The organism is Paenibacillus sp. CF095, from assembly GCF_900101225.1.
In the GTDB taxonomy this organism is placed as follows: Bacteria; Bacillota; Bacilli; order Paenibacillales; family Paenibacillaceae; genus Paenibacillus.
Genome location: NZ_FMZN01000001.1, coordinates 61,373 through 84,722 on the forward strand (window position 1 = coordinate 61,373; position 23,350 = coordinate 84,722).

Annotated in this window: 19 protein-coding genes and 1 pseudogene; 15 read left to right on the forward strand and 5 right to left on the reverse strand. The window is 47.5% G+C overall.

Annotation, left to right across the window (positions count from 1 at the left end):
• The first annotated feature begins 119 nt into the window (after positions 1-119).
• The gene (locus BLS69_RS00325; protein ID WP_256332186.1) at positions 120-1,931 is read left to right on the forward strand and encodes a peptidoglycan D,D-transpeptidase FtsI family protein; all 1,812 of its coding nucleotides are present in this window, start codon (positions 120-122) and stop codon (positions 1,929-1,931) included.
• Here the strand turns inward: BLS69_RS00325 and BLS69_RS00330 are convergent.
• Positions 1,910-3,106 (reverse strand): AI-2E family transporter, encoded by a 1,197-nt coding sequence (locus BLS69_RS00330; RefSeq protein WP_091027686.1) that lies wholly within the window; start codon positions 3,104-3,106, stop codon positions 1,910-1,912. The two genes, BLS69_RS00325 and BLS69_RS00330, sit on opposite strands and share 22 nt — an antisense overlap.
• A gap of 174 nt (positions 3,107-3,280) precedes the next feature.
• Here BLS69_RS00330 and BLS69_RS00335 point away from each other — a divergent pair, with 174 nt between their 5' ends.
• Positions 3,281-4,684, forward strand: a complete 1,404-nt coding sequence (locus BLS69_RS00335; RefSeq protein ID WP_091027689.1) for a polysaccharide deacetylase family protein — start codon at positions 3,281-3,283, stop codon at positions 4,682-4,684.
• Between the two features lie 85 nt (positions 4,685-4,769).
• On the opposite strand, the gene ilvD is transcribed toward BLS69_RS00335, so the two are convergent.
• From ilvD to BLS69_RS00350, 3 genes and pseudogenes are all read right to left on the reverse strand, one after another.
• Positions 4,770-6,455, reverse strand: a complete 1,686-nt coding sequence (gene ilvD / locus BLS69_RS00340) for a dihydroxy-acid dehydratase (RefSeq protein ID WP_074096200.1) — start codon at positions 6,453-6,455, stop codon at positions 4,770-4,772.
• A gap of 318 nt (positions 6,456-6,773) precedes the next feature.
• Positions 6,774-7,016 (reverse strand): annotated as a pseudogene (locus BLS69_RS00345) (KGG domain-containing protein); the annotation flags it as partial.
• Between the two features lie 123 nt (positions 7,017-7,139).
• On the reverse strand, positions 7,140-8,180 hold the full coding sequence (locus BLS69_RS00350; RefSeq protein WP_091027693.1) for an acyltransferase family protein: 1,041 nt from the start codon (positions 8,178-8,180) through the stop codon (positions 7,140-7,142).
• Between the two features lie 222 nt (positions 8,181-8,402).
• On the opposite strand from BLS69_RS00350, the gene BLS69_RS00355 reads away from it, so the two are divergent.
• The 6 genes from BLS69_RS00355 (at position 8,403) to mgrA (ending at position 13,760) form a co-directional block, all read left to right on the forward strand.
• A complete protein-coding gene (locus tag BLS69_RS00355; RefSeq protein WP_091027695.1) occupies positions 8,403-9,368 on the forward strand; it encodes a sugar kinase in 966 nt (321 codons plus the stop codon).
• Between the two features lie 88 nt (positions 9,369-9,456).
• Entirely contained in the window at positions 9,457-10,122 is a 666-nt protein-coding gene (locus BLS69_RS00360) for a bifunctional 2-keto-4-hydroxyglutarate aldolase/2-keto-3-deoxy-6-phosphogluconate aldolase (RefSeq protein WP_017686833.1), read from the forward strand.
• Positions 10,123-10,212: 90 nt separating this feature from the next.
• The gene (locus tag BLS69_RS00365; RefSeq protein WP_091027697.1) at positions 10,213-10,980 is read left to right on the forward strand and encodes an alpha/beta fold hydrolase; all 768 of its coding nucleotides are present in this window, start codon (positions 10,213-10,215) and stop codon (positions 10,978-10,980) included.
• A gap of 70 nt (positions 10,981-11,050) precedes the next feature.
• Positions 11,051-11,818 carry an HAD family hydrolase gene (locus BLS69_RS00370; RefSeq protein WP_091027699.1) on the forward strand — a complete coding sequence of 256 codons (768 nt, stop codon included), beginning with the start codon at positions 11,051-11,053 and terminating at the stop codon, positions 11,816-11,818.
• Positions 11,819-11,933: 115 nt separating this feature from the next.
• Positions 11,934-12,674, forward strand: coding sequence for an NAD-dependent protein deacylase (locus BLS69_RS00375; protein WP_091027701.1), 741 nt, complete (start codon positions 11,934-11,936; stop codon positions 12,672-12,674).
• A gap of 78 nt (positions 12,675-12,752) precedes the next feature.
• Positions 12,753-13,760 (forward strand): L-glyceraldehyde 3-phosphate reductase, encoded by a 1,008-nt coding sequence (mgrA, locus tag BLS69_RS00380; RefSeq protein ID WP_036674510.1) that lies wholly within the window; start codon positions 12,753-12,755, stop codon positions 13,758-13,760.
• Between the two features lie 81 nt (positions 13,761-13,841).
• Here mgrA and BLS69_RS00385 read toward each other — a convergent pair whose 3' ends face one another.
• Positions 13,842-14,816, reverse strand: coding sequence for an AraC family transcriptional regulator (locus BLS69_RS00385; RefSeq protein ID WP_240768087.1), 975 nt, complete (start codon positions 14,814-14,816; stop codon positions 13,842-13,844).
• A gap of 153 nt (positions 14,817-14,969) precedes the next feature.
• Between BLS69_RS00385 and BLS69_RS00390 the strand changes: the two genes are divergently transcribed.
• From BLS69_RS00390 to BLS69_RS00420, 7 genes are all read left to right on the forward strand, one after another.
• Entirely contained in the window at positions 14,970-16,151 is a 1,182-nt protein-coding gene (locus BLS69_RS00390; RefSeq protein WP_091027704.1) for a galactokinase, read from the forward strand.
• Between the two features lies 1 nt (position 16,152).
• Positions 16,153-17,142 (forward strand): UDP-glucose 4-epimerase GalE, encoded by a 990-nt coding sequence (gene galE / locus BLS69_RS00395; RefSeq protein ID WP_017686840.1) that lies wholly within the window; start codon positions 16,153-16,155, stop codon positions 17,140-17,142.
• Positions 17,143-17,156: 14 nt separating this feature from the next.
• Positions 17,157-18,755, forward strand: coding sequence for a UDP-glucose--hexose-1-phosphate uridylyltransferase (locus BLS69_RS00400; RefSeq protein ID WP_091027705.1), 1,599 nt, complete (start codon positions 17,157-17,159; stop codon positions 18,753-18,755).
• 158 nt (positions 18,756-18,913) lie between these two features.
• Positions 18,914-19,501: an MSMEG_1061 family FMN-dependent PPOX-type flavoprotein gene (locus tag BLS69_RS00405; protein WP_256332187.1), complete on the forward strand. Its 588-nt coding sequence runs from the start codon at positions 18,914-18,916 to the stop codon at positions 19,499-19,501.
• Between the two features lie 93 nt (positions 19,502-19,594).
• A complete protein-coding gene (locus tag BLS69_RS00410) occupies positions 19,595-20,758 on the forward strand; it encodes an iron-containing alcohol dehydrogenase (RefSeq protein ID WP_047844049.1) in 1,164 nt (387 codons plus the stop codon).
• Positions 20,759-21,037: 279 nt separating this feature from the next.
• Positions 21,038-21,574: an NfeD family membrane protein gene (locus BLS69_RS00415; protein ID WP_017686844.1), complete on the forward strand. Its 537-nt coding sequence runs from the start codon at positions 21,038-21,040 to the stop codon at positions 21,572-21,574.
• A gap of 62 nt (positions 21,575-21,636) precedes the next feature.
• Complete coding sequence (locus tag BLS69_RS00420) at positions 21,637-23,193, forward strand: flotillin family protein (protein WP_091027708.1); 1,557 nt, start codon at positions 21,637-21,639, stop codon at positions 23,191-23,193.
• Positions 23,194-23,350: the final 157 nt, after the last annotated feature.

Genomic DNA, 23,350 nt, shown 5'->3' on the forward strand with positions numbered 1-23,350 from the left:
CCAAGGTTGAAATGAGGAGAACCTGTCCCGCACATGGGACAGGTTTTCTTTTTGTTTACCGGATAATTCCAAGTCATATCAGCAATAATATGGTCAAAACGACAAAAGGTGAGATTGGGATGCATCTCCTTGCGAAACGGCGAATCTATATAACTTGTATTCTTCTAACTCTTGTCTTTGGATTGCTTATATTACGATTGGGATGGGTCCAGATCGTTCAGGTGAATCAGACGATGCCTGGATTTCACCGCACGGTACGTGAAATGTCTGTATTGCAGCGTGAACGCGGGGTGATGCTTGACCCGGGGCGGGGACAATTTACGGATTACAAAGGTGAAGCGTTGACTGGTAAGCTGCAATGGGGACTGGTTCTTTTTCCACAGACAGGTCCATTAGAGAAATTACGCAAGCGTGGGACATTAGAAGGCTCCAAGATGACAGAGTTAGCAGCTATATTACATACCGATCTAGATCAATTGAAGAAGGAATGGATTCAGGAAAGTATTCCTCATTTCTGGACAGCAGGTACACATCAGCCTGTTCATTTGACCGCTGCTCAGGTGGAGCGCCTACGTAGTTTGCATCTGCAAGGAGCTGGCATCTATCCGATGATGACAAGGTATCTACAGGGGCATACAGGGATGCAGTGGATGGGTTATCTGGCTGAACAGCCTGAGTCCTCCAAAGTTCTAAATGGGCATCAGGATGAAGTAAAACAGCCATTTGCTATGAAATCAGGGGCAGCTGGGCTGGAGAGGACACTTGAACCGTTGTTGAGGGGAATTGGCCCTACGCTTGTATCACGCATGGTCTCAGGTGGTGGAGAGATTATCCCTGATATTCAGCCGCATGTCATTGCACCGGCCAATAGCCATTATCCTTTACGTGTAGAAACCACAGTGGATGCTGAGTTACAGCGTGGGTTGGAGGAGTTGACACAAGAATCTGGATTACAAGAAGGGGCCATTGTTGTGTTAGATGCGGCTAACGCAGATGTTCGCGCCATGATCTCCCGCCCTTTCTATCAGCCACAACATGTGAACCCTAAAGAATCGTCCTGGGGGAATCGTGCAGTACAGGGAGCCGTACCGGGTTCCATTTTCAAAATTGTCACTGCGGCTGCTGCTTTGGAGTATCATGCGGTTTCTAACGGAGAAGAATTCCATTGCGGTGGTGAGTACGGAAGATATGGGCTGTCTTGCTGGAAGGAGCATGGGCATGGAGACCTGAATCTGGAGCAAGGATTCGCTGAGTCTTGTAACATCGTATTCGCGGAAACGGCGCGCAGGCTTAGTATGGAACAACTGGAGAACACGACTGATCGTCTGGGGCTCGCGCGTCCGATTGGCTGGGAGGGGAAGCAGATGGCAGGAATGCCCGTGTTACGACACTTTGATCATGAGGATCACGGGCGTGTGAGAACAGAGGCTGTTTCTTCTATTGATGAAGGTGCGAAAATACAGACAGCAATCGGTCAGCGCGATGTCTTGGTCACACCGCTGCAAGCTGCCAATCTGATCGTTACACTGTTACATGATGGAAAGGTTAGTGCCCCACGTCTCGTTAAGCGCATCCGATATGCGGATGGTGGCACCATGCTGGAGATGCCCTTGCATGATTCACCTTCAGCATCAGGACAGATTACTCCCGCAACAGCGCATAAACTGTTATCCTGGATGAATAAGGTAGTCCGTGAGGGAACAGGAAAATCCCTGCAGCGTGCACGGTGGCATGTTGCAGGGAAATCAGGTACAGCTCAGGTACAGAAACATGGGGAGAAGCGCAACAATCAATGGTTCATTGGTTATGGACCGGTAGAACAACCCCAATATGCTGTAGCCGTTCTTGTTCAAAATGTCTCTCCTGACAGCCAACATCAGGCGACGGCTCTCTTCAGGAAGGTGATGGACTATTTGGCTGAGTCCTCATGATCCTTCGCAGAAACGGGACGTTGTACAGTAGACTCGGCAGAATTCGCTGAGGCCTTGTTAACGGGTGGGTCCATCACTAATGGAGAGGATTCAAATTCATCTTTTGGCAGGTGAATCCACTTCTGCAGGTACCCTTGTTGTAACAGTTCTTTCAGTAGGATGAGAAGCACTGGAGATAACACTACACCAGCCAGGCCAAAGATCGAAAGGGAGATCAGCATAAACGAAAGCATCAAGTACGCCGAAGATACACCAATCGAGTTACCCGATATTTTCGGTTCCAGCAATTGTCGTGTCAGCATCGTCACTGCCAGAATCACAATCAGGCCAATCGCCAGGCTACTATTGCCAATAATGAATAGGTAGACGATCCATGGAATAAACACAACAGGAACGCCAAGCAATGGTACCAGATCAAAAACCGCACAAACTGCTGCAATGGTAAACGCGTTAGAGGTTCCCAAAATCAACAAACCTGCATAAATCAATACAAACGTAATGAGCATCATGATCAGCTGTGCCTTCAGATACGAGCGGATCGTCTTGAACACGTGATTACGCATGAATTCCATAGCTAACTTTAATGTTTTGGGCGTTTTCGCACGGGCGAACTTGCGCCAGGATTCAATCTCGATACTGAGGAAAAATGCCAGAATAATCGCAATTCCGAAATTCGTAATAAACGAAGAGAATGAACTGAGGAAACCTACGACAAATTGCGCTCCGCTAGTTACCCATTTGGACAGAAATCCGGTCAGTGTTGCAAAATAATCATTCGCTTTTTCCATAACTCCATCAGGGAGAGCGTCTGACTTGTCCTGAATGAACAACACCAGATTGGTGAATTCACGTTGTATCATTTCAATGTATACGGGGAAATTATCTTGAAGATTGGAAATTTGTGAAATGATAATTAAACCTACACCAAAAAAAGCAGCGACAATCAATGCAAGAAACAACAAGACGGAGATGGCGGCTCCCAGTGTCTTGGGTAATCCTTTGCGATGTAAAAATTTGGCCAGCGGTTCAATCATCCAATACACAATGAATGATAGAAAGACCGGTGCAGCCACTTGGTATAATTGACTGAAACCGTACATGATCACATACACGGTTAATACGAGCAACGCGATGTCAAAGACAGTTCGCCCGTATTTTTTGTAAAGCGGTAACATGGACATGGCTCCTTTGATGGCAATAATTAGATTGTATTTATTGTACACGATAGCTATCTTTTTGGGAAAACAGGATTCAAGAAAAGTCTGAACTATGATAAAATTAAAGGCGGTTTATTTTAGATAGTGCCATTGTGCACCGTAATTCAGCATGAGAAGTGGGGAGCTTGTATCATGACAACGATACTTCATAGTATTTTACTGTGGTTATTGTATCTTTCATCTTTTTACGCCTTTATTCCAAGTTTGATTAGCAGGCTTTTTGGTTTTCGTGTATTTCGACGGGGAAGAAGTGATACACAATTTGCATTAACGTTTGACGATGGGCCAGATCCACATTATACGCCGAGACTGCTCGATCTGCTTCGTCAGCATCAAGCAAAAGCCACATTTTTTGTCGTTGGAGAACATGCTTCGAGTCATCCTGAACTCATACAGCGCATACATGAGGAAGGTCATCTTATTGGCATTCATAATTATATTCACAAGACGAACTGGCTCATGCGGCCACGTACCGTTCGAGATCAGATTCAGCGAACAGGTCAGATTATTCATGAAGTAACCGGCGTGAAGACTTGTTATTATCGTCCACCGTGGGGGATTATGAACTTGTTTGATTTTTTCAGCAAGAAAGAACGAAAGATTGTACTGTGGTCTTCCATGTTTGAAGACTGGAGAAGCCGAGTAGGTGCCCAGAGATTGACCGAACGGATGCTGAAGGAACTGAGAGGCGGAGAGGTCATGCTGCTGCATGATCGAGGAACGACCCTTGGTGCAGATGCACACGCGCCGGAGCAGATGCTTCAGGCGCTGGAAGTCGTATTACAGGAAGCTGAACGGCTAGGCCTGCAAAGTGTACGCGTTGATACGTTGATGGGAGGTATCACAGTGAGCGAATTTCAGAACAAAACGCAATTACAGACACCATTGAAGCTATGGAAACGAACCGTTGTTGCCTTATGGCTGGGCTGGGAGAAGTTGTTCCACTGGGTATATCATCTACGGACGGCTTCGCCAGAGAACCCAATGCTGCACTTCAGATCACGAGTATATCACGGAGCGCGGGTGGAGATGAATGATGGCCATGTTATTCAAAATGGAGATCCGGTGATAGAACTACATTTTGACAATCAGAAGTTGTTTGAACTTGGAGTGACATCACGTTCCAGTATGCATTTGGCTATTCGCATGATTCGGACCATGGAACAGCAATTGCCGGATCTGGCACGCATGGTGGCACTCGAACCGGAGTTACGCTCTGCCAAGGCGATATACGGTGTGAGCATGATTAATAGAGGCCCAGAAAAATTCGGATTTACCATACAAGAATTGCCTCCTGGACCGTTTAGTGCTGCATCCAAAGTATACTTGAAGCTGCTGTTAAGTGTTATCCACCCGGCAGGAACCAAACGTCTAAAACAGCGTACAGAACAATTGGTACCCAAGATGATTGCCATGCCGCTGGATCTACTGTTGGAACGTTACGGTCAACATACGATGCAGGTGGCAGCAACGGTAGAAGAATCCAGAGATGAATCGTTGTTAATTGAACAAGAGATACTGCCAGAGCGGAACTAAACGGACTGATCACACCAACAAGCAAAAGAAAAGGGTTGCCCTTCGCCAGATTTGGCAGAAGAGCAACCCTTTATTTATTAGTGAATTAGATACTCAGTACGCCACCGTTGCTTGCATTGGTAACCAGTTTGGAATAACGAGCCAGGTAACCGGTTTTTACTTTCGGTTCAAAGCCTTTCCAACCAGCGCGACGACGTTCAAACTCTTCGTCACTGATGTGCAATTCGATGATACGGTTGTTCAGATCCAGCTCGATGATGTCTCCTTCTTCAACAAAGGCGATTGGACCACCTTCAGCTGCTTCCGGAGAGATATGTCCGATACTGATTCCGCGGGATGCACCAGAGAAGCGTCCATCGGTGATCAGACCAACTTTGGCACCCAATCCCATACCTACGATCTGGGAAGTAGGAGCCAGCATCTCAGGCATACCTGGTCCGCCTTTTGGTCCTTCATAACGGATAACAACAACATGTCCTTCTTTTACTTTGCCGTTAGCAATACCTTCCAGCGCTTGTTCCTGGGAGTCAAAGCAGATGGCAGGACCTTTGTGGTATCCGCCAACCGAAGCATCAACTGCACCAACTTTGATGATAGCGCCTTGTGGTGCAAGGTTACCAAACAATACAGCCAGGCCGCCTTTTTCGGAATGCGGGTTATCCAGATGGTGGATGACATTTGTATCCTGGATTTCTTTTCCTTCAACGTTCTCACGGATCGTTTTACCCGTAACTGTAATGCAGTCTCCATGAATTGCACCTGGTTTCTTGAGCAATTCGTTCAGCACTGCGCTTACGCCACCTGCATTGTGAACGTCTTCGATGTGAAGATCGGAAGCAGGTGCAAGTTTCGCCAGATGCGGAACGCGGTTAGCTACTTCATTGATGCGCTCGATTGGATACTCGATGCCTGCTTCATGAGCCAGTGCCAGCGTGTGCAGTACTGTATTCGTAGATCCACCCATCGCCATATCCAGTGCAAACGCGTTATCGATCGCTTCTACAGTAACGATATCACGTGGTTTCAGATCCATTTTAATAAGTTCCATCAGTTGTTTAGCAGATTGTTTAACAAACTCACGACGCTCAGGAGCAACAGCCAGGATGGTTCCGTTACCTGGCATAGCCAGTCCCATCGCTTCAGCCAGACAGTTCATGGAGTTTGCCGTAAACATACCGGAACATGATCCACATGTTGGACAGCCAAACTGTTCAAGTTCAAGCAAGCTCTTATCATCGATTTTACCTGCTTGATAAGCGCCTACGCCTTCAAATACAGAGGTCAAGGACAGAGCTTTACCATTGCTGTCACGACCGGCTTTCATCGGTCCACCGCTGACAAACACGGTAGGGATATTACAGCGGAGTGCACCCATCATCATGCCGGGTGTAATTTTATCGCAGTTCGGGATACATACCATGCCGTCGAACCAGTGTGCAGATACAACGGTTTCCACGGAATCCGCGATAATGTCACGGCTTGGCAGCGAGTAACGCATACCAATGTGTCCCATGGCAATACCATCATCTACTCCGATGGTGTTGAATTCGAATGGAACGCCACCGGCTTCACGAATAGCATCCTTTACAATTTTACCGAATTCCTGAAGGTGGACGTGCCCGGGCACGATATCGATGTATGAGTTACATACGGCAATAAACGGCTTGCCGAAATCCTCTTCTTTAACGCCCGCTGCGCGGAGCAAACTCCGGTGTGGTGCACGGTCAAAACCTTTTTTGATCATATCGGAACGCATCTTCTTGGCTGACATGGTGTATTCCCCCCAAATATATAATATTGAGCAACATGAATGGAAAAGTAAATGGCAGTGCATCTGTCGTTTAATTTCATCCGTACTCTAAAAAAAAGGACCGGCATGCCGGTGTCGAGCTCCCCGTAGTTTGTGAAATTCTTTGCTGCTTTAAACCCGTGAACACCCGGTTTTTCTATTGAGTCTATCACAACCGTCGTCATATTTCTACAATCAATAGAAAGAAGCCTTAAACCATTTTCATGGAATTAGACTTCTTGATTTTACGGGAAAGCTATGATCATGTTTCGATGTGGCAAGCGGAATTCATTAGTTGCTTCCGCCTTTGCGTCCAATCTCACGATAGAATTCCTTATTATGAGTTTCGGAGGTTGCTTCGCCGCCCTTGCGACCAATCTGCTTGTAAAAGTTAGTGTCATGGGCATCTGAAGTCGCTTCTCCACCCTTTTTTCCAATCATCTGGTAGAAGCTTCGGTCATGGTTCTTGGAAGTCGCTTTGCCACCTAATCTGCCAGCTTCCTCACGGCTCATCTTGCGTTCTGACGTCGGTTGACGTGCCATTACAAATCACTCCTTACAACGATAAGTTGTTTTTTGTAGCGCGTATCCCTAATTTACCACCTTATTTCCAGCCTGAAACAACACACCAGGATAGAACGGATGGTGAAGAGACACGTCAGAGCATTAGGCCGATCGTTTAAACACCTCATGTCGATTGAAAGAAAATCGGGATATATCCGGTTCAATTAAGGGTTTGAACGTGTGACGTACAGCCGGCAGAGCCAGTGTGACTGCGAAGAGTACGGCAATGACCAGTATGACTGGAATATACGCCGAGCTTCCCATATAACTGTAGACTCCGGACCAGATCGCGAGACGAACGAGAAACCCATGCAGCAGAAATACATAGAGTGTACGTCGTCCAAGGTCCGTCAGTCTGGAAGTCAAGGAAGGTACCCAGGCCAAGAACAGTGCTGCCGATGCGATCTCCAATAGGTAGACTCCAAGTCGGAAGATGCCGGCATACCATTCGTGGTGACCCAGTTCGGCGTACGTCATGCTGCCGAGTAACCATCCGGATGATATGTTCAAACCACCATACCCAATCCACACCAACAGTGCAGCAGAGAGGATGGCTGCGGTTTTTCGCCCCCAACCGGATAATAAATGTGAACGGATGGTTGCTCCATAGTCATAACCGATGACAAAGAACGGCAGAAATACAAACGTACGGCTGAAGCTGAGCCAGAATCCGTCGATAGGCAAATACCCCGCAATTACACCGAGCGTAATCGATCCAATCAGCCGATATATCGGTTTCCAGGAAATCGTCAGACGAAGCAACAGTCGCCAACAGAAATGACTCGCGAGAAACCATAACAGCAAGTAAGGTGCAAAGAAGGATAGCCGCATATGGGGTGTGTGGAATACGGTAAAGTCCATCAATGCGTATAAGGACTGAAACAGTACATACTGTAGTGCAATCTGCTTCAGGACGTTTCGCCCAGATGCACCTTGGAGTGAGTGTGTCGCAAAATACCCGGTTACCCATACAAATAGTGGCATGTGAAACGTATATATCCACAGGAACAGAGCTTCCGCTCCTGCAAAACGTGTAATGAGTGGTTCAAGTGCATTACCAGCAAGGACACAGACGATAAGCATAAAGCGCAGATTGTAAAAGAAAGATTCCTGATCATCCCGGATCAGTGTCTGATTTTTCATGGTGCAGCCCCCTTATAGACCCTGGTTGCCAGGTCATTTGCATCTGTAATAAGGGTAATATGGATGTGCATTATATATTGTGATTTAATTCACATCGGTAAGCGTTATCTTTTCTCAAAGCTGTGACAACAAAATGAACGCTCCGGGATTGACAACGGTTGCATAGAGGATGACAATAGAAAAAGAAGATGAGGGAATGTAATTATAAGGAGGGAAGAAATCATGTCAACGAGTCCCTATCAAAGCCCGGAAATTATTACGTTTGGGGAGAGTATGGGTTTGCTGACTGCCAAGGATACAAGAGGGCTGGAATATGCAGCCACACTGGACAAGTCTTTCGGGGGTGCTGAGAGCAATCTGGCTATTGGCGTATCCCGCCTGGGGCATACCAGTGGTTGGTTTGGACGCTTGGGCAATGATCCGATCGGCAACATGATTCTGAAAGCCATTCGCGGTGAAGGCGTAGATGTATCCCGGGTAAGGTTAAGTGATCACGAGCCCACTGGTTTGATGATTCGTGAGAACGCTTCCGGGAAAGCCTCGGTGCATTATTATAGGAAGCTATCTGCTGCAAGTGCGATCACACCTGATGATCTGGATCCCGACTATATTGCCGGGGCGAAGATATTGCATGTTACGGGTATAACGGCAGCGATAAGCCCGTCCGGACTTGCAACCGTAGAGGCTGCCATACATATTGCCAAACAGGCAGGGGTGAAAGTAAGCTTTGATCCAAATCTGCGTCTCAAACTATGGTCTGCGGAAGAGGCCCGTCCAGTTTTACTGCGTTTAGCTGAACTGGCGGACTACTTTTTACCGGGTCTGGACGAGATGAAACTTCTATATAACGAAGAAAATGATCAAAAAGTACTTGAGCGTTTATCTGCCATGAATGCTGTGTGCATCGTGAAGGGTGGCCCTGATTTGACCTACGTATTGGCGAATGGTACCCTAACGGAAGTTCCGTACTTCAAGGCGGATTATGTTCTGGATACGGTAGGTGCAGGAGATGGATTCTGCGCGGGATTTTTGTCGGGTTTATTAAAAGGATACTCCCCGCAGGAAGCAACCCGTCTCGGCAATTTGACCGGTTCCATGGTTATACAGGCTGTTGGCGATTGGGAGGCGCTCCCGACGTGGGGGCAGGTCGAGGCCAAGCTGAACAACGTTGCCCATGTTGAGCGTTAGTCGCTGCTGAAATCATATATGGCTCATCTTCGTTCTTAAATGTAAGGCTTGTATACACAACCACCACATTGACAAGGGAGAGAATGAAATGAAGAAGCTTCAGCTGTTGCAAAAGATTACGGACAATGGGGTTGTGGCAGTTCTGCGTGCAGATTCTGCGGATCAAGTCATTGCCATGGCCGAGCAAGCGATTGCGGGTGGCATTAAAGTTATCGAGATTACGATGACAGTACCCAGTGCACTCAAAGCCATTGAAAAATTAAGCCGTGTATACCATTGGAACACACAAGATCCAGAGAAATTCGCGATTATTGGTGCGGGAACGGTGCTTGAACCGCAAACGGCGAGAGCGGCTATCATGTCGGGTGCCGAGTTTGTAGTCGGACCTTCCCTGAACCCGGATACGGTTCAGATCTGCAACCTGTATCGAATTCCGATTCTGCCTGGTGTGATGACGATTGCTGATGTTCAACGCGCATTGGAACTCGGCGTGGACATTGTGAAGTTGTTCCCGGGTAATCTGTATGATCCTTCGATTATCAAAACGATGAAGGGCCCTATGCCGCAGGCGAATTTTATGCCAACTGGCGGGGTATCCTTGTCTAATCTGGGAGATTGGATCAAAGGTGGAGCAGTGGCTGTAGGTATCGGCTCCGACTTGACATCGGAAGCTGTGAAGACGGGTGACCTGAGTCATGTCCGTCGCAAAGCGGAACAATATATGGATGCTTACCGCAAGGCCAAGGCTGAATAATATTTTTTAATTCGTAGAAGGGGAGCCTGATGGACAAAGGCTCCCAATTCTGTGAGCCGCGGCACCTGCGGAAGTGAAGAAAGGTGATTAATGTTGAGAAATCGGTATAATACAGGGCGCAAGAAGAGGGGCATCGGGAAATTCCTGCTCGTACTTCTGGCGCTCATTGTCATTGGATGTGGATTTGTTGCGTGGAAATTATTCACACCATACGGTCCACAGGAAACAGCCCAAGCGGCTATGGAAACAGCCAATAAGGTGACCGTGAGCGAACAAGAGAACTGGATTGATTTTGTGCCAGATAAACCGACTGGGAAAAGTGTACTTTTCTACCCTGGTGGACTGGTAAAACCGGAAAGTTACGCACCACTTGCCCATGAGCTGGCTGCTGCCGGTCATCACACGATTATTGCCAAAATGCCAGTTAATCTGGCAGTACTCAAGCCAAACTTGGCAGATGAGATTCTGGCCGCATATCCGGACGAACAATTTGTTATGGGTGGACATTCTCTCGGCGGGTCGATGGCTGCACGTTATGTAGCATCGCATCCTGATGCTCTACAGGGCATCTTCTTTCTGGCATCCTACCCGGATGAAAAAGGAAGCGTAAAGTCACTTGGAATACCTGCTTTATCCATTCTGGGAACTAAAGATGAGGTCGTGAATGCCACGAAGTATCAAAGTGGACGGATGTATCTTCCAGAAGACACGGTATATTACACCATTGAAGGTGGTAACCACGCCCAGTTCGGTGATTATGGTCATCAAAAAGGAGATGGCGAGCCGGAAGTGAGTGGAGAAGAACAGCTGAATCAGACGGTCAAGACAGTACTGGGTTGGTTAAGTACGATTAAGTAGGTTTTGATTATTCTGCATTAAGGGCTGTATGCATTTACATTTATAGCATAACTTGATGGAGGTGATATGGATGACCATGCTTCAAGTGAATGGAGCGCAGATCCCATGTAAAGGTATCCTGTTTGATAAAGATGGAACACTGCTGGAATTCCTCCAGCTATGGGGGCCGTGGGCAGAGACGTTGCTGAGTCAGTTACAATCACGTATGAATGAGCTTGGAGCTTCATTTACGGTTGAACGGGAGCACGTCCTGGGCACCATTCATAATGCAGAAGGTCACATTGTTGGATATGATCCGCAAGGCCCGCTGGCCATTGCGACTGTGGATGAGTGCACGGGATTGCTTGCCGGGCAGCTATATGCAGCAGGCATGCCATGGAATGAAGCGATCACAACGATACGCCAATTTTCAAGTGTGGCTATGAGATCGGTAAGAGAGCGCAAATCCGCTGAACCAATGTCAGGATTGCTGGATTTCTTGCAGAAATGCAGGGCAGCAGACATACCACTGGCGGTCGTCACTTCAGACAGTACAGCGGCAGCAGAAACACATCTGGATTGGATGGGGATTCGTTCCTTTTTCACCTCCATTGTGGGCTGTGATCGGGTGACCCAGGGCAAACCGGATAGAGAAGCAGCACTCTTGGCTTGCCGTGAATTACATATCGATCCTGCCGAGGCCGTTGTAATTGGAGACAGCAATGGGGATATGCAGATGGGGCGTCACGCAGAGGTATCCTATACGCTTGGTTACTGTCCACAGTTAGATCAAGGATCTCATCTGGTTGATGCCCATGCCATTATTCATCATTATAATGAGCTTAGCGTAATTATATAAGTCACCCTTGCTTGGTTGAAGGATATAAATTGAACTCAACATTTACACAAAACGGAGTGGCCAGTGTAAATATTCTTTAGTTCAATTTATATAGTAAGTAAAAGGAGGAGAGAGGATGAACGCAACAGAACAACTGGCTGCCTGGATTCAGGAAAGCTCCCGGATTGTTTTTTTCGGAGGGGCCGGGACTTCAACGGAAAGCGGGATTCCCGACTTCCGCTCGGCTGCGGGTCTGTATCAGACAGAGCAGCATTCGCCTTATCCACCGGAAGAATTGTTAAGCCGGCATTTTTTTGATCAACATGCCGATATTTTTTATGATTTTTATCGTGGCAAAATGCTTCATCCAGATGCGGAACCGAATGGGTGTCATCGACTATTGGCCCGTCTGGAGCAGGAAGGAAAACTTCAGGCAGTGATCACGCAAAATATTGACGGACTACATCAGAAGGCAGGCAACAGCACTGTCTTGGAGCTTCATGGCTCAGTTCATCGTAATGCCTGCATGGATTGCAAACAGTTTTATACGCTGAATGATATTATACAATCCCAAGATACCGTACCTCGCTGTATCGCATGTGGTGGTGTAATCAAGCCGGATGTAGTGCTGTACGAGGAAGAGCTGGACCAGACGACATTGTATCGCTCTATTGATGCATTGTCTTCTGCCGATCTGTTACTCGTGGGCGGCACGTCACTGACGGTATATCCAGCCGCCCAGTTAATTACGTATTTTCAAGGAAAACATACCGTTCTTCTTAACGCCACACCTACCGCTTACGACCGCAGGGCTGATTTGCTGATTACAGAGCCGATTGGTGAGGTAATGAATATTGTGGACCAGCTTCTTGGTTGAACGTATGGACTGAATAACCGCATTCTCCGGTATAGACCGGATACAAGAGGCGGAACCTGGGGAAAGAAGGGATTCATAATGGTCTACGTAGCAAGCGATACTCGCTATGAAACGATGAAATATAACCGCGTTGGACGTTCTGGTTTGAAACTGCCAGCGATTTCACTGGGGCTGTGGCATAATTTTGGCGGTATCAATAACGCTGAGAATGGCCGTAATATGATTACCCGATCATTTGATCTGGGTATTACACATTTTGATCTTGCCAACAATTATGGCCCACCGGCAGGTTCGGCAGAGCAGTTATTTGGACAGGTACTGGCCCAGGATCTGAAACCTTATCGTGATGAACTGGTGATCTCCACCAAAGCGGGTTATTATATGTGGCCCGGGCCGTATGGCGAGTGGGGTTCACGCAAAAATCTGGTATCCAGTCTGAATCAGAGCTTGAAGCGTATGGGTCTGGATTATGTGGATATTTTCTATTCACATCGTTATGATCCCGAAACGCCTTTGGAAGAAACGATGATGGCACTGGATCATATTGTTCGCTCGGGCAAAGCCCTTTATGTAGGGATCTCCAACTATCCCGCAGAGCAAACAAGACAGGCTGCCGAAATTTTGAAAAGTCTGGGTACGCCCCTGTTAATCCATCAACCGAAATACTCGCTGCTGGACCGCTGGATTGAAGATGGTTTGCAGGACGTGCTGGATGAGTATGGAACAGGCAGTATTGCATTCTGTCCATTGGCACAAGGTGTGCTCACAAACAAATACTTGAATGGTATCCCGGAAGACTCACGTGCCAAAGGACCGTCGGTATTCCTGAATGAAAACAACATCTCTCCAGAGACGCTTCGCAAAGTGCGTGCGCTGAACCAGATTGCAGCAGCCCGCGGTCAGAGTTTGGCCCAATTTTCACTCTCATGGGTGCTGCGTAATGGCAGGGTAACTTCCGCGCTGATTGGCGCAAGTCGTCCTTCCCAGATTGAAGAGAATGTGGCTGCGCTCAGTCAACTGGATTTCTCTACAGAGGAATTGGAACGGATTGAATCCATCCTGTCTCCGGAGCCTGATGACAAATAAATAAAGTGCAAAAGGTGCATCTTAGCCATAATGGCGGAATGCACCTTTTTTTGTCTTACGTGGCTCCGTCCGTTAAGTTGCTTACCGTTTGTTTTGTTGAGCATTCTTCTGTAACCCCTGATTTAGTGGGCGGGACAGTATTTTCTCTCGATACAAGCTAGGCGCTTCACCGTGAAATCGTTTGAACTGTTTGGAAAAATACAGCGCGTCTGGCAGTCCCACTGAGGCAGATACCTGTTCGATGGACAGATCCGGGCGTTCTCTCAGGAGTTGGCGCGACTTGTCGATCCGCAGTTTTAGCAGATACGTGACTGGGGACAGTCCTGTTTCCTGTTTGAAAATACGGGATAGATAGGCCCGATTGTATCCAAGACTCGCGGACATTTGTTCAATGGAGACAGGATAGGCATATTGGGTAGACATATATTGAATCATCTGTTTCACCGTACGTCGGATGGATGATTCACCTGGAATTAAGGTTTGGCCCTGCGAAAGGTGATTCTGTGCTTCGGCTAGAATCATATATAACGTACCCAGTGATGTGAAATGGGAGCTTTCTTTGCGCTCGGCAAAAGCATCTTGCATCACGGATAACCAATCGGAAATTCCACACGAGGATCCGGCATGAAAAACGGACTTCTCCGGGCGGAATCCCGCCTCCTCGGCATGCTGGGCAGCCTGGCTGCCCGTGAAGGCGATCCAGCGGTATTGCCATGGATTGCGGGCATGAGACTGGTAGCTTACCAGCTGCCCTGGATGAATGAGGAAACAGTCACCTGCGGATAACTCGTAGGTGTGCAGTTCGGTACGGAACGTACCCGCTCCTTTTTCTACATAGTGCAGCAGATAATAATCAAACAGTTTGGGTCCGACGGCGTGACCCGGAAGGGTCTGGCTTGCTCCGGCAAACAGGACATGCAGTGCGCCTTGCTCATAATAGACCGGATTGGAGGCAACCGAATAACTGAGTGCTCCACTTTTACCGGAAGGTGATTCCTGTATTTTTTCGATAGTAGATGCAAGAGGGTCTTTCTTGCCGTTGGATTGATCTGCCATGGTTATTTCCTTCTTTCTGGGATGCTCCGATCATTATACGCCTTAAGGTCACATTTATCCATATGAAACACACATGGTTGCATTACAAGAGGCACCGCTTTCTTATATAATAACATTAAGAAAACCACAACAACGAGGCGAGGTGCACCAGCAGTGAACGTAACTGAATTGAAACAAAAGTTTATTGAGAAGTACGGAGAGAGTGGAGCGGACATCCGTGTATTTCATGCCCCTGGGCGTGTGAATCTGATCGGTGAGCACATTGACTATAACGGTGGATACGTGCTCCCGGCAGCACTTGAATTCGGAACAACATTGATCATTCGTGAGCGTCAGGACAACAAGTTGCAACTGGCTTCCACGAACATGTCTTACGAAGGGGTACTAGACACTTCCTCCATCGGTAAGGAAAAAACCGGAGAATGGACCGACTATCCTGTTGGTGTCATGGTTGAATTGCAAGGCAAAGGCGTAGATGTAACAAAAGGCTACGACTTCCTGTACCACGGGGAGATTCCGAACGGGGCAGGACTTTCATCATCTGCATCTCTGGAGGTACTCACCGGATTTGCGATTCAGTCTCTGGAGGGTGTATCGGATATTGATACGGTTCAACTGGCGCTTCTGTCCCAGAAAGCGGAAAATGAGTTCGTAGGCGTCAACTGTGGAATCATGGATCAGTTCGCTGTTGCAAACGGTGCTCAGGATCACGCGATCCTGCTGATGTGTGACACACTGGAGTACGAAAAGGTTCCTTTCCGTACAGGCTCCTACAAATTGGTCATCGGTAACACAAACAAACGCCGCGGTCTGGTAGATTCGGCATACAATGAACGTCGCTCCCAATGCGAGCAGGCACTTGCCATCTTGAAGGAACAGCTGCCTGCACTGAATTACCTGGCTCAATTGACGCCAGAGCAGTTCGTAACACTACAGGATCAGATCAAGGATGAGAAAGTAAGACAGCGTGCACAACATGTTGTGGAAGAGAACGCTCGCGTGCTCGCATCGGTCGAAGCATTGCAGGGTAACGATCTGGAAACCTTTGGCAAGCTGATGAACGCTTCTCATGAATCGCTTCGCGATTTGTACGAAGTAAGCTGTGATGAGCTGGATGTTATGGTTGAAGAGGCTCAGCGGATTCCAGGCACGCTTGGTGCTCGGATGACTGGCGCAGGATTTGGCGGTTGTACCGTATCACTTGTGCATGAAAATGATGTCGAGCGTTTTGTAAGTGAAGTGGGCGCTGCATATGAAGCGCGTACCAGTCTTAAAGGTGATTTCTATGTATGCGGTGTAGGCGACGGTGTTAAAGAATTGAAGGAGGCGAAGTAAAATGGCAATTTTGGTGACAGGTGGAGCAGGGTATATTGGATCTCATACGGTAGCAGCATTGTTGGAACGTGGGGAAGAGGTTGTTGTACTGGATAACTTGCAGACAGGGCATCGTGAAGCGTTGCTCGGCGGTAAGTTGTATGAAGGGGATCTGCGTGACAAAGAAATTCTGGCGAAGCTGTTTGCTGAGAATTCAATTGATGCAGTTATTCACTTTGCAGCCAATTCACTCGTAGGCGAAAGTATGAAAGACCCGGTTAAATATTATGACAATAACGTGTTTGGTACACTCTGTCTGCTGGAAGCGATGAATGCAGCGAACGTACGTCGCATCGTCTTCTCCTCTACAGCAGCTACCTACGGTGAGCCTGAGAAAGTGCCAATCGAAGAAAGCGATCGTACAGAGCCAACCAACGTATACGGCGAAACAAAGCTGATGATGGAACGCATGATGTCATGGTTCGATAAAGTTCAGGATATCAAATACGTTTCCCTGCGTTACTTCAATGCAGCCGGTGCTCATGACAGCGGTAAAATTGGTGAAGATCACCAACCAGAGAGTCACCTGATTCCACTGGTGCTGCAAACGGCTTTGAAACAACGCCCGCACATCGCCGTGTTTGGTGACGACTATGCAACAGAAGATGGAACATGTATCCGTGACTATATCCACGTGAGTGATTTGGCTGATGCACATCTGCGTGCAGTAGATTATCTTCGCAAAGGTGAGAACAGTAATGTGTTCAACCTGGGTAACGGCACAGGATTCTCGGTAAAACAAGTGATCGAAACAGCTAAAAAAGTGACTGGCCTCGATATTCCGGTTGTACAGGAACCACGTCGTGCAGGTGACCCGGCTGTGCTGGTAGCTTCATCTGCAAAAGCGAGATCTGTCCTGGGTTGGAATCCGAAATGGACCAATCTGGAAGATGTCATTCAAAGCGCTTGGAGCTGGCACCAATCACGTCCTGACGGCTACGGAAAAAACTAGGAGGCGAACACCTTATGTCACAGACTCATATTGCAGCAGGTGCCACAGAGCGGACACCGGAGCAGCAGGAAGCACTGCATGCCATTGAACGTCTGGTTGCATTTGCCTTGCAGAAACAATTAATCGAGGAAGCGGATTGGGATTATAGCCGCAACCTCTTGCTGGAACAATTCGGATTCTCAGAGCCTTATGCCGGCGAGTTGGACACAACTGTGCCTGATGGTCCACAGGCGATGCTGGATACGTTGATCGATTATGGATTTTCCATTGGACTCATTCCTGAAAATAGCGATACATTCCGTGATTTGCTGGATGCCAAGATCATGGGCCATCTGATGGCACGCCCATCCGAAGTGGTACGCGCATTCCGCCACACGGAGCAGACGGAAGGTATTGAGGCAGCTACATCTCAATTCTATGACTTGTCAATTAACTCCAACTATATTCGGATGGATCGGATCTCGAAGAACGTCTACTGGACACAGGACACGGCCTATGGAGACATGGAGATTACTATCAACCTGTCAAAACCGGAGAAAAGTCCAAAGGAAATTGCCATGGCGAAGTTGCTTCCGCCACCGGTATATCCAAAATGCCAACTGTGTCGTGAAAATGTAGGTTACGCTGGTCGGGTGAATCACCCGGCCCGCCAGAATCTGAGAGTCATTCCGTTGGAACTTAACAACGAGCCTTGGTTGTTCCAATACTCGCCGTATGTGTACTACAACGAGCACTGCATCATTTTCCATCATGATCATGTGCCGATGAAACTGACCAAAGATACACTACGCAGACTGCTTGCCTTTGTCGGGGAGTACCCGCATTACTTTATCGGATCTAATGCGGATTTGCCGATCGTGGGCGGTTCTATCCTGACACATGACCATTTCCAGGGTGGACGTCATACATTCGCTATTCAAAATGCACAGCCAGAGGCGGTCTTCCGCCATGCGGATGCACCTGGACTTACATTGAGTCTTGTGAAATGGCCAATGTCTGTAATGCGTCTGGCTTCTCACGACCCTGCAGAGCTGCTAGAAGCGGGTAACGCCGTATATGAAGCGTGGAAGGTCTACAGTGATTCTGCTGTGGATATCGAAGCATTCAGTGAAGTGGACGGGGAACAAGTACCACACAATACGGTAACACCAATCGTTCGTCGTAGTGCAGATGGTGGTTATGAGATGGATCTTGTATTGCGTAACAACCGTACGAATGATGTGCATCCTGAAGGGATTTTCCATCCGCACCGTGAAATGCACCATCTGAAGAAAGAAAACATTGGTCTGATCGAAGTGATGGGGCTTGCCATCCTGCCAGGTCGTCTGAAAGAAGAACTGGACAGTATCGCGGATATCCTCGCTGGAGATGCCAAACTTGCTGAAGCCGCCAAAGCTTCTGATCATGTGTTGAACAAACATTTGGGCTGGGCGGAAGAATTGATTGAACGGTTTGGTCCTAACCTGGACAAAGAACAATCCGTTGCCATTGTCCAACAGGAAGTTGGCTTGAAATTTGCCGAGATTCTGGAACATGCAGGTGTCTACAAATATGATGAAGCAGGACGCCAGGCTTTCCGTCGTTTTGTAAGCAGCATGGGATACACTGAATAGTAGTCTACAAACCAAGAACACCCGCCCAATCATGAGCGGGTGTTCTTGTCGTCTAGTCGTTCTTGTCTTTTGTGCGCATTGGAATGAACTTCTGTGGCAGTTATAATGGAGAGAAGTCCTAGAGTACCGCAATGAATTGAGGGAATGGGGGTAATGATTTGGAAAAGCAGGCATTGAATATTCCGTTGATTACAGATGCTGAGGAACTGCAAGGCATGGTGGGTGAACCGCATGAACATGTGCGTAACAAGGCAATTTCATTTGTGGATTCACATGTTCAGAAATTTATATCCATGTCACCATTATTTTTCCTCTCCACCTCCGATCGTGATGGAAAAAGTGATGTGTCACCTCGGGGTGATGGAGCGGGATTCGTAAAAGTGTATGATACATACCGGCTTGTCTATCCCGAACGCCCAGGCAATCGGCGGATAGACTCGTTGTTGAACATGTTGTCGAACCCTGGTATTGGTATGCTCTTTTTGATTCCGGGTATGAATGAAGTGCTGCGTATTAATGGCACAGCATCCATTACCAAGGATGAGGAGTTCATCGCCAGTATGGGCTGGAGTGGTAAAACCATAGGTGCGGCTGTCATTGTGGATGTGGAAGAGTGTTTTATCCATTGTCCGCGGGCATTCAAACAGGCTGGATTATGGGCCTCAGAAACATGGGTGAATGCTGAGGATTTGCCTTCAACGAGCGAGATGTTTCGAGCCCATTTGGAGATCAACGGGTTGTTATAAAGTGAGTGACTATCGATTTGTTTTTCTATAAACGGGGTACTATAATTGGAGTTGCACTAAAAATTCTAAACTCCATTGGAGGCGACAATAGATATGAGATCTTTCCAATTCTATAATCCGACCCGTCTGATTTTTGGTAAAGGACAACTGGAAGCATTAAAGACAGAAGTGCCGAAATACGGTAAACGGGTTCTGCTTGTATATGGCGGCGGCAGTATCAAACGCAGTGGGCTGTATGATCAAGTGATCGGATTGCTTAAGGAAGCTGGAGCAGAAGTGACTGAACTGGCAGGCGTTGAGCCTAACCCGCGTCTTTCTACGGTGCATAAAGGGGTAGACCTCTGCAAAACAAATAATATCGACCTGATCCTCGCTGTAGGTGGCGGTAGTGTATTGGACTGCTCCAAAGCTATTGCTGTAGGTGCCAAATATGATGGCGATATGTGGGATTTTGCACAGCGCAAAGCTGTTGCACAGGATGCTCTTCCACTCGGTACCGTATTGACGATGGCAGCAACCGGTTCGGAGATGAACTCCGGTTCGGTTATTACGAATCAGGATACACAAGAAAAATTGGGCTGGGGTAGCGCTTATTCATTCCCTGCTTTCTCCATCCTGGATCCGGTGAATACATACACTGTTCCACTGGACCAAACGGTATACGGTATGGTGGATATGATGTCCCACGTATTGGAGCATTACTTCCATCTGGATGCCAACACACCGGTTCAACTCGGCTTCTGTGAGACAATTCTGCGTACCGTTATGGAAGCAGCACCTCGTCTGGTTGAAGATCTGGAGAACTATGAACTTCGCGAAACGATTCTATATTGCGGAACAATGGCACTGAATGGCGTGCTGAATATGGGTCTCGCAGGAGACTGGGCAACACATAATATCGAACACGCGGTATCCGCAGTGTATGATATCCCACATGGTGGCGGACTGGCGATCTTGTTCCCGCACTGGATGAAACATAACCTGGATGTCAATGTGGACCGATTCAAACGTCTGGCAATTAATGTATTCGAAGTGAATCCTGAAGGCAAGTCGGACAGACAGATTGCCGAAGAAGGTATTGATGCGCTCAGCAAATTCTGGACATCCATTGGTGCCCCTAACCGTTTGGCTGATTATGATATCGATGATAGCCAGATCGACGTAATGGCTGATAAAGCTATGCTGTTTGGTCCATTCGGTAACTTCAAGAAACTGCAACGGGAAGATGTTGTATCCATCTACAAGGCTTCTCTGTAATTTAATAATCACTGACAAGTGAACGGACACATCCTGTTGTCGAATAACCGCAAGTCTCCTTCATGGAGGCTTGCGGTTTTTTCATGTATTCGGGCTGTACACGTGAATGATGGAGGAACATGAAGCAAGAAGAAGCGAATGTCGTGATAATACCCATTATCGGGTTCAGAATACATTTGAGGAAAGATTTTGAAACATTTTGATGTTAGCTACGTATTTATTTACATGTGGAATGCCCAGTTAGGATGAATTTGCGGCAGAGGAGAGGAGGAACAGGGGATGGAGACAATTTATTGGGGGTGTCTAATCGGAGGAGCAATATTTGCGGTTGTCAGCCTTGTGCTGGGTGACTTGATTGACGGCTTGCTGGACGGAGCCTTCGAAATGCCAGGTCTTGATTTTTTCAAACCCGTTGTACTAGCTGGTTCCATTACAACCTTCGGTGGGGCAGGCATTATGCTGACACGTTATAGTTCATTAAGTGCGATGTCGGGTCTAATATTATCCCTGCTTATAGGTATTGCTGCAGCCATGCTGGTATTCTTCGCATATATCAAACCGATGCGTAACAGCGATGTCTCGATTGCATTTTCAATGAAAGAGTTATCTGGAAAAATTGGGGAAATTACCATTCCGGTGCCGGAAAAAGGTTTTGGCGAAGTGATGATTCGCTTCGCATCCGGTAGTACGATTCAAACGGCATCCAGTTTTGAACACCTCCCCATTGCGGCGGGAGCCCGTGTTGTTGTAGTGGATGTTGTAGATGGCGTACTGCGTGTGTCGGAATGGGATGAGAACGTACTTAAAGATTTATAAGTATTCTTACTACCTAAGTAGTTTAAGCACTCATCATGAATGAATAAGGGGAGAGATGTGGAATGGATAATTTGAATTTGAATTGGGATGTATTGCTGATTCCTATAGTTGTAGTCGGTGTCATTCTAATTTTAGGTTTGGCTTTCTGGGCGAGATACAAAACGGTTGGACCGGATGAAGCGATGATCGTTACGGGATCATTCCTGGGTAGCAAAAATATCTCCGATGATGATTCTGGCCGAAAAATTAAGATTGTTCGTGGTGGCGGTGCATTTATCCTGCCTGTATTCCAGCAATCTGAGTTTATCTCCTTGTTGTCCCACAAGCTGGATGTCTCCACACCTGAAGTGTACACGGAGCAAGGGGTTCCGGTTATTGCTGACGGCGTAGCGATTATCAAGGTTGGAGGCGCTGTAGAGGACGTTGCTACGGCAGCTGAGCAATTCATCGGTAAACCTGTAGAAGCGCTGAGAAGCGAAGCACAGGAAGTACTGGAGGGGCATTTGCGGGCCATCCTCGGTACAATGACGGTGGAAGAAGTATATCGGAACCGGGATCGGTTTGCGCAAGAGGTTCAAGGCGTAGCAGCTAGAGATCTGAAGAAAATGGGACTGCAAATTGTTTCATTTACCATCAAGGATGTTCGTGACAAACAGGGCTACCTGGATGCGCTCGGTAAACCGAGAATTGCTGCTGTGAAGCGTGATGCCGAGATTGCTGAAGCGGAAGCCATGCGTGATGCACGTATTCAGAAGGCAAATGCGGAAGAGCAGGGTCAAAAGGCAGAGTTGCTGCGTGATACCAATATCGCCGAGGCAGCGAAAGAGAAAGAACTGAAAGTAGCCACGTTTAAACGGGATCAGGATACAGCCAAAGCGGAAGCTGATCAGGCGTACCATATCCATGAAGCTCGTGCGAGACAGACCGTGGTAGAAGAAGAAATGAAGGTTGAACTCGTTCGTAAAGAACGTGAGATCGATCTCCAGGAAAAAGAAATCGTCGTACGTGAGAAGCAATATGATGCTGAAGTGAAGAAAAAGGCAGAAGCGGATCGTTATGCGGTAGAGCAGGCTGCCGAAGCAGATAAAGCCAAAAGAATGCGTGAAGCCGATGCTGTACAGTATTCCATCGAAACACATGCCAAAGCAACAGCTGAACAGAAGCGACTTGAAGGTCAGGCCATGGCGGATGCAGAACTTGCCAAAGGTACAGCAGATGCAGAAGTTATTCGTTTGCGTGGTCTTGCAGAAGCAGAAGCGAAGGAAAAACTGGCCGAAGCGTTCCAGAAGTTTGGGGAAGCAGCTGTACTCGATATCATTGTCAAAATGCTGCCTGAACTGGCTGGAAAAATTGCAGAGCCAATTGCATCCATTGATAAACTGACGGTGGTAGATACAGGTAAAGGTGAAGGTGCAGCGCGAGTGAGTAACTATGTTACCGAACTTATGGCGACCGCTCCAGAGATGCTCAAAAGTGTATCCGGCATCGATGTAGAGCAGCTGATTAAAGGCCTTACGAAGTCTAAAACACCTGCGCCAGTTGCCATTCAACAGAGCGAAGCTGTTACAACTCCTTCTATAATCGACAAGATTGTGGAAAGAGCTGGAGTTGACGAGTAAGAAGCACTTCGAATCTTGCATGGTTGCTCTATTGACCTTAAGACGAATTTTTGTTACTTTTTAAGCGAGACGTCCGGCGCGGTTTGCCCGCTCCGGGTGTCTTTTCGTTCGTAACAGGGTGTGACTTAATCACACCTAAGATGGTGTGAAAAAGAGG

What these genes read in the sequence shown, in the direction of transcription:
- galE (WP_017686840.1), top strand. Translation starts at nt 16,153, where the DNA reads ATGGCAATTTTGGTGACAGGTGGAGCAGGGTATATTGGATCTCATACG.
- BLS69_RS00370 (WP_091027699.1), top strand. Translation starts at nt 11,051, where the DNA reads ATGACCATGCTTCAAGTGAATGGAGCGCAGATCCCATGTAAAGGTATC.
- mgrA (WP_036674510.1), top strand. Translation starts at nt 12,753, where the DNA reads ATGGTCTACGTAGCAAGCGATACTCGCTATGAAACGATGAAATATAAC.
- BLS69_RS00385 (WP_240768087.1), bottom strand. Translation starts at nt 14,816, where the DNA reads ATGGCAGATCAATCCAACGGCAAGAAAGACCCTCTTGCATCTACTATC.
- BLS69_RS00355 (WP_091027695.1), top strand. Translation starts at nt 8,403, where the DNA reads ATGTCAACGAGTCCCTATCAAAGCCCGGAAATTATTACGTTTGGGGAG.
- BLS69_RS00330 (WP_091027686.1), bottom strand. Translation starts at nt 3,106, where the DNA reads ATGTTACCGCTTTACAAAAAATACGGGCGAACTGTCTTTGACATCGCG.
- BLS69_RS00410 (WP_047844049.1), top strand. Translation starts at nt 19,595, where the DNA reads ATGAGATCTTTCCAATTCTATAATCCGACCCGTCTGATTTTTGGTAAA.
- BLS69_RS00365 (WP_091027697.1), top strand. Translation starts at nt 10,213, where the DNA reads ATGTTGAGAAATCGGTATAATACAGGGCGCAAGAAGAGGGGCATCGGG.
- ilvD (WP_074096200.1), bottom strand. Translation starts at nt 6,455, where the DNA reads ATGTCAGCCAAGAAGATGCGTTCCGATATGATCAAAAAAGGTTTTGAC.
- BLS69_RS00375 (WP_091027701.1), top strand. Translation starts at nt 11,934, where the DNA reads ATGAACGCAACAGAACAACTGGCTGCCTGGATTCAGGAAAGCTCCCGG.
- BLS69_RS00420 (WP_091027708.1), top strand. Translation starts at nt 21,637, where the DNA reads ATGGATAATTTGAATTTGAATTGGGATGTATTGCTGATTCCTATAGTT.
- BLS69_RS00350 (WP_091027693.1), bottom strand. Translation starts at nt 8,180, where the DNA reads ATGAAAAATCAGACACTGATCCGGGATGATCAGGAATCTTTCTTTTAC.
- BLS69_RS00400 (WP_091027705.1), top strand. Translation starts at nt 17,157, where the DNA reads ATGTCACAGACTCATATTGCAGCAGGTGCCACAGAGCGGACACCGGAG.
- BLS69_RS00325 (WP_256332186.1), top strand. Translation starts at nt 120, where the DNA reads ATGCATCTCCTTGCGAAACGGCGAATCTATATAACTTGTATTCTTCTA.
- BLS69_RS00360 (WP_017686833.1), top strand. Translation starts at nt 9,457, where the DNA reads ATGAAGAAGCTTCAGCTGTTGCAAAAGATTACGGACAATGGGGTTGTG.
- BLS69_RS00335 (WP_091027689.1), top strand. Translation starts at nt 3,281, where the DNA reads ATGACAACGATACTTCATAGTATTTTACTGTGGTTATTGTATCTTTCA.
- BLS69_RS00415 (WP_017686844.1), top strand. Translation starts at nt 21,038, where the DNA reads ATGGAGACAATTTATTGGGGGTGTCTAATCGGAGGAGCAATATTTGCG.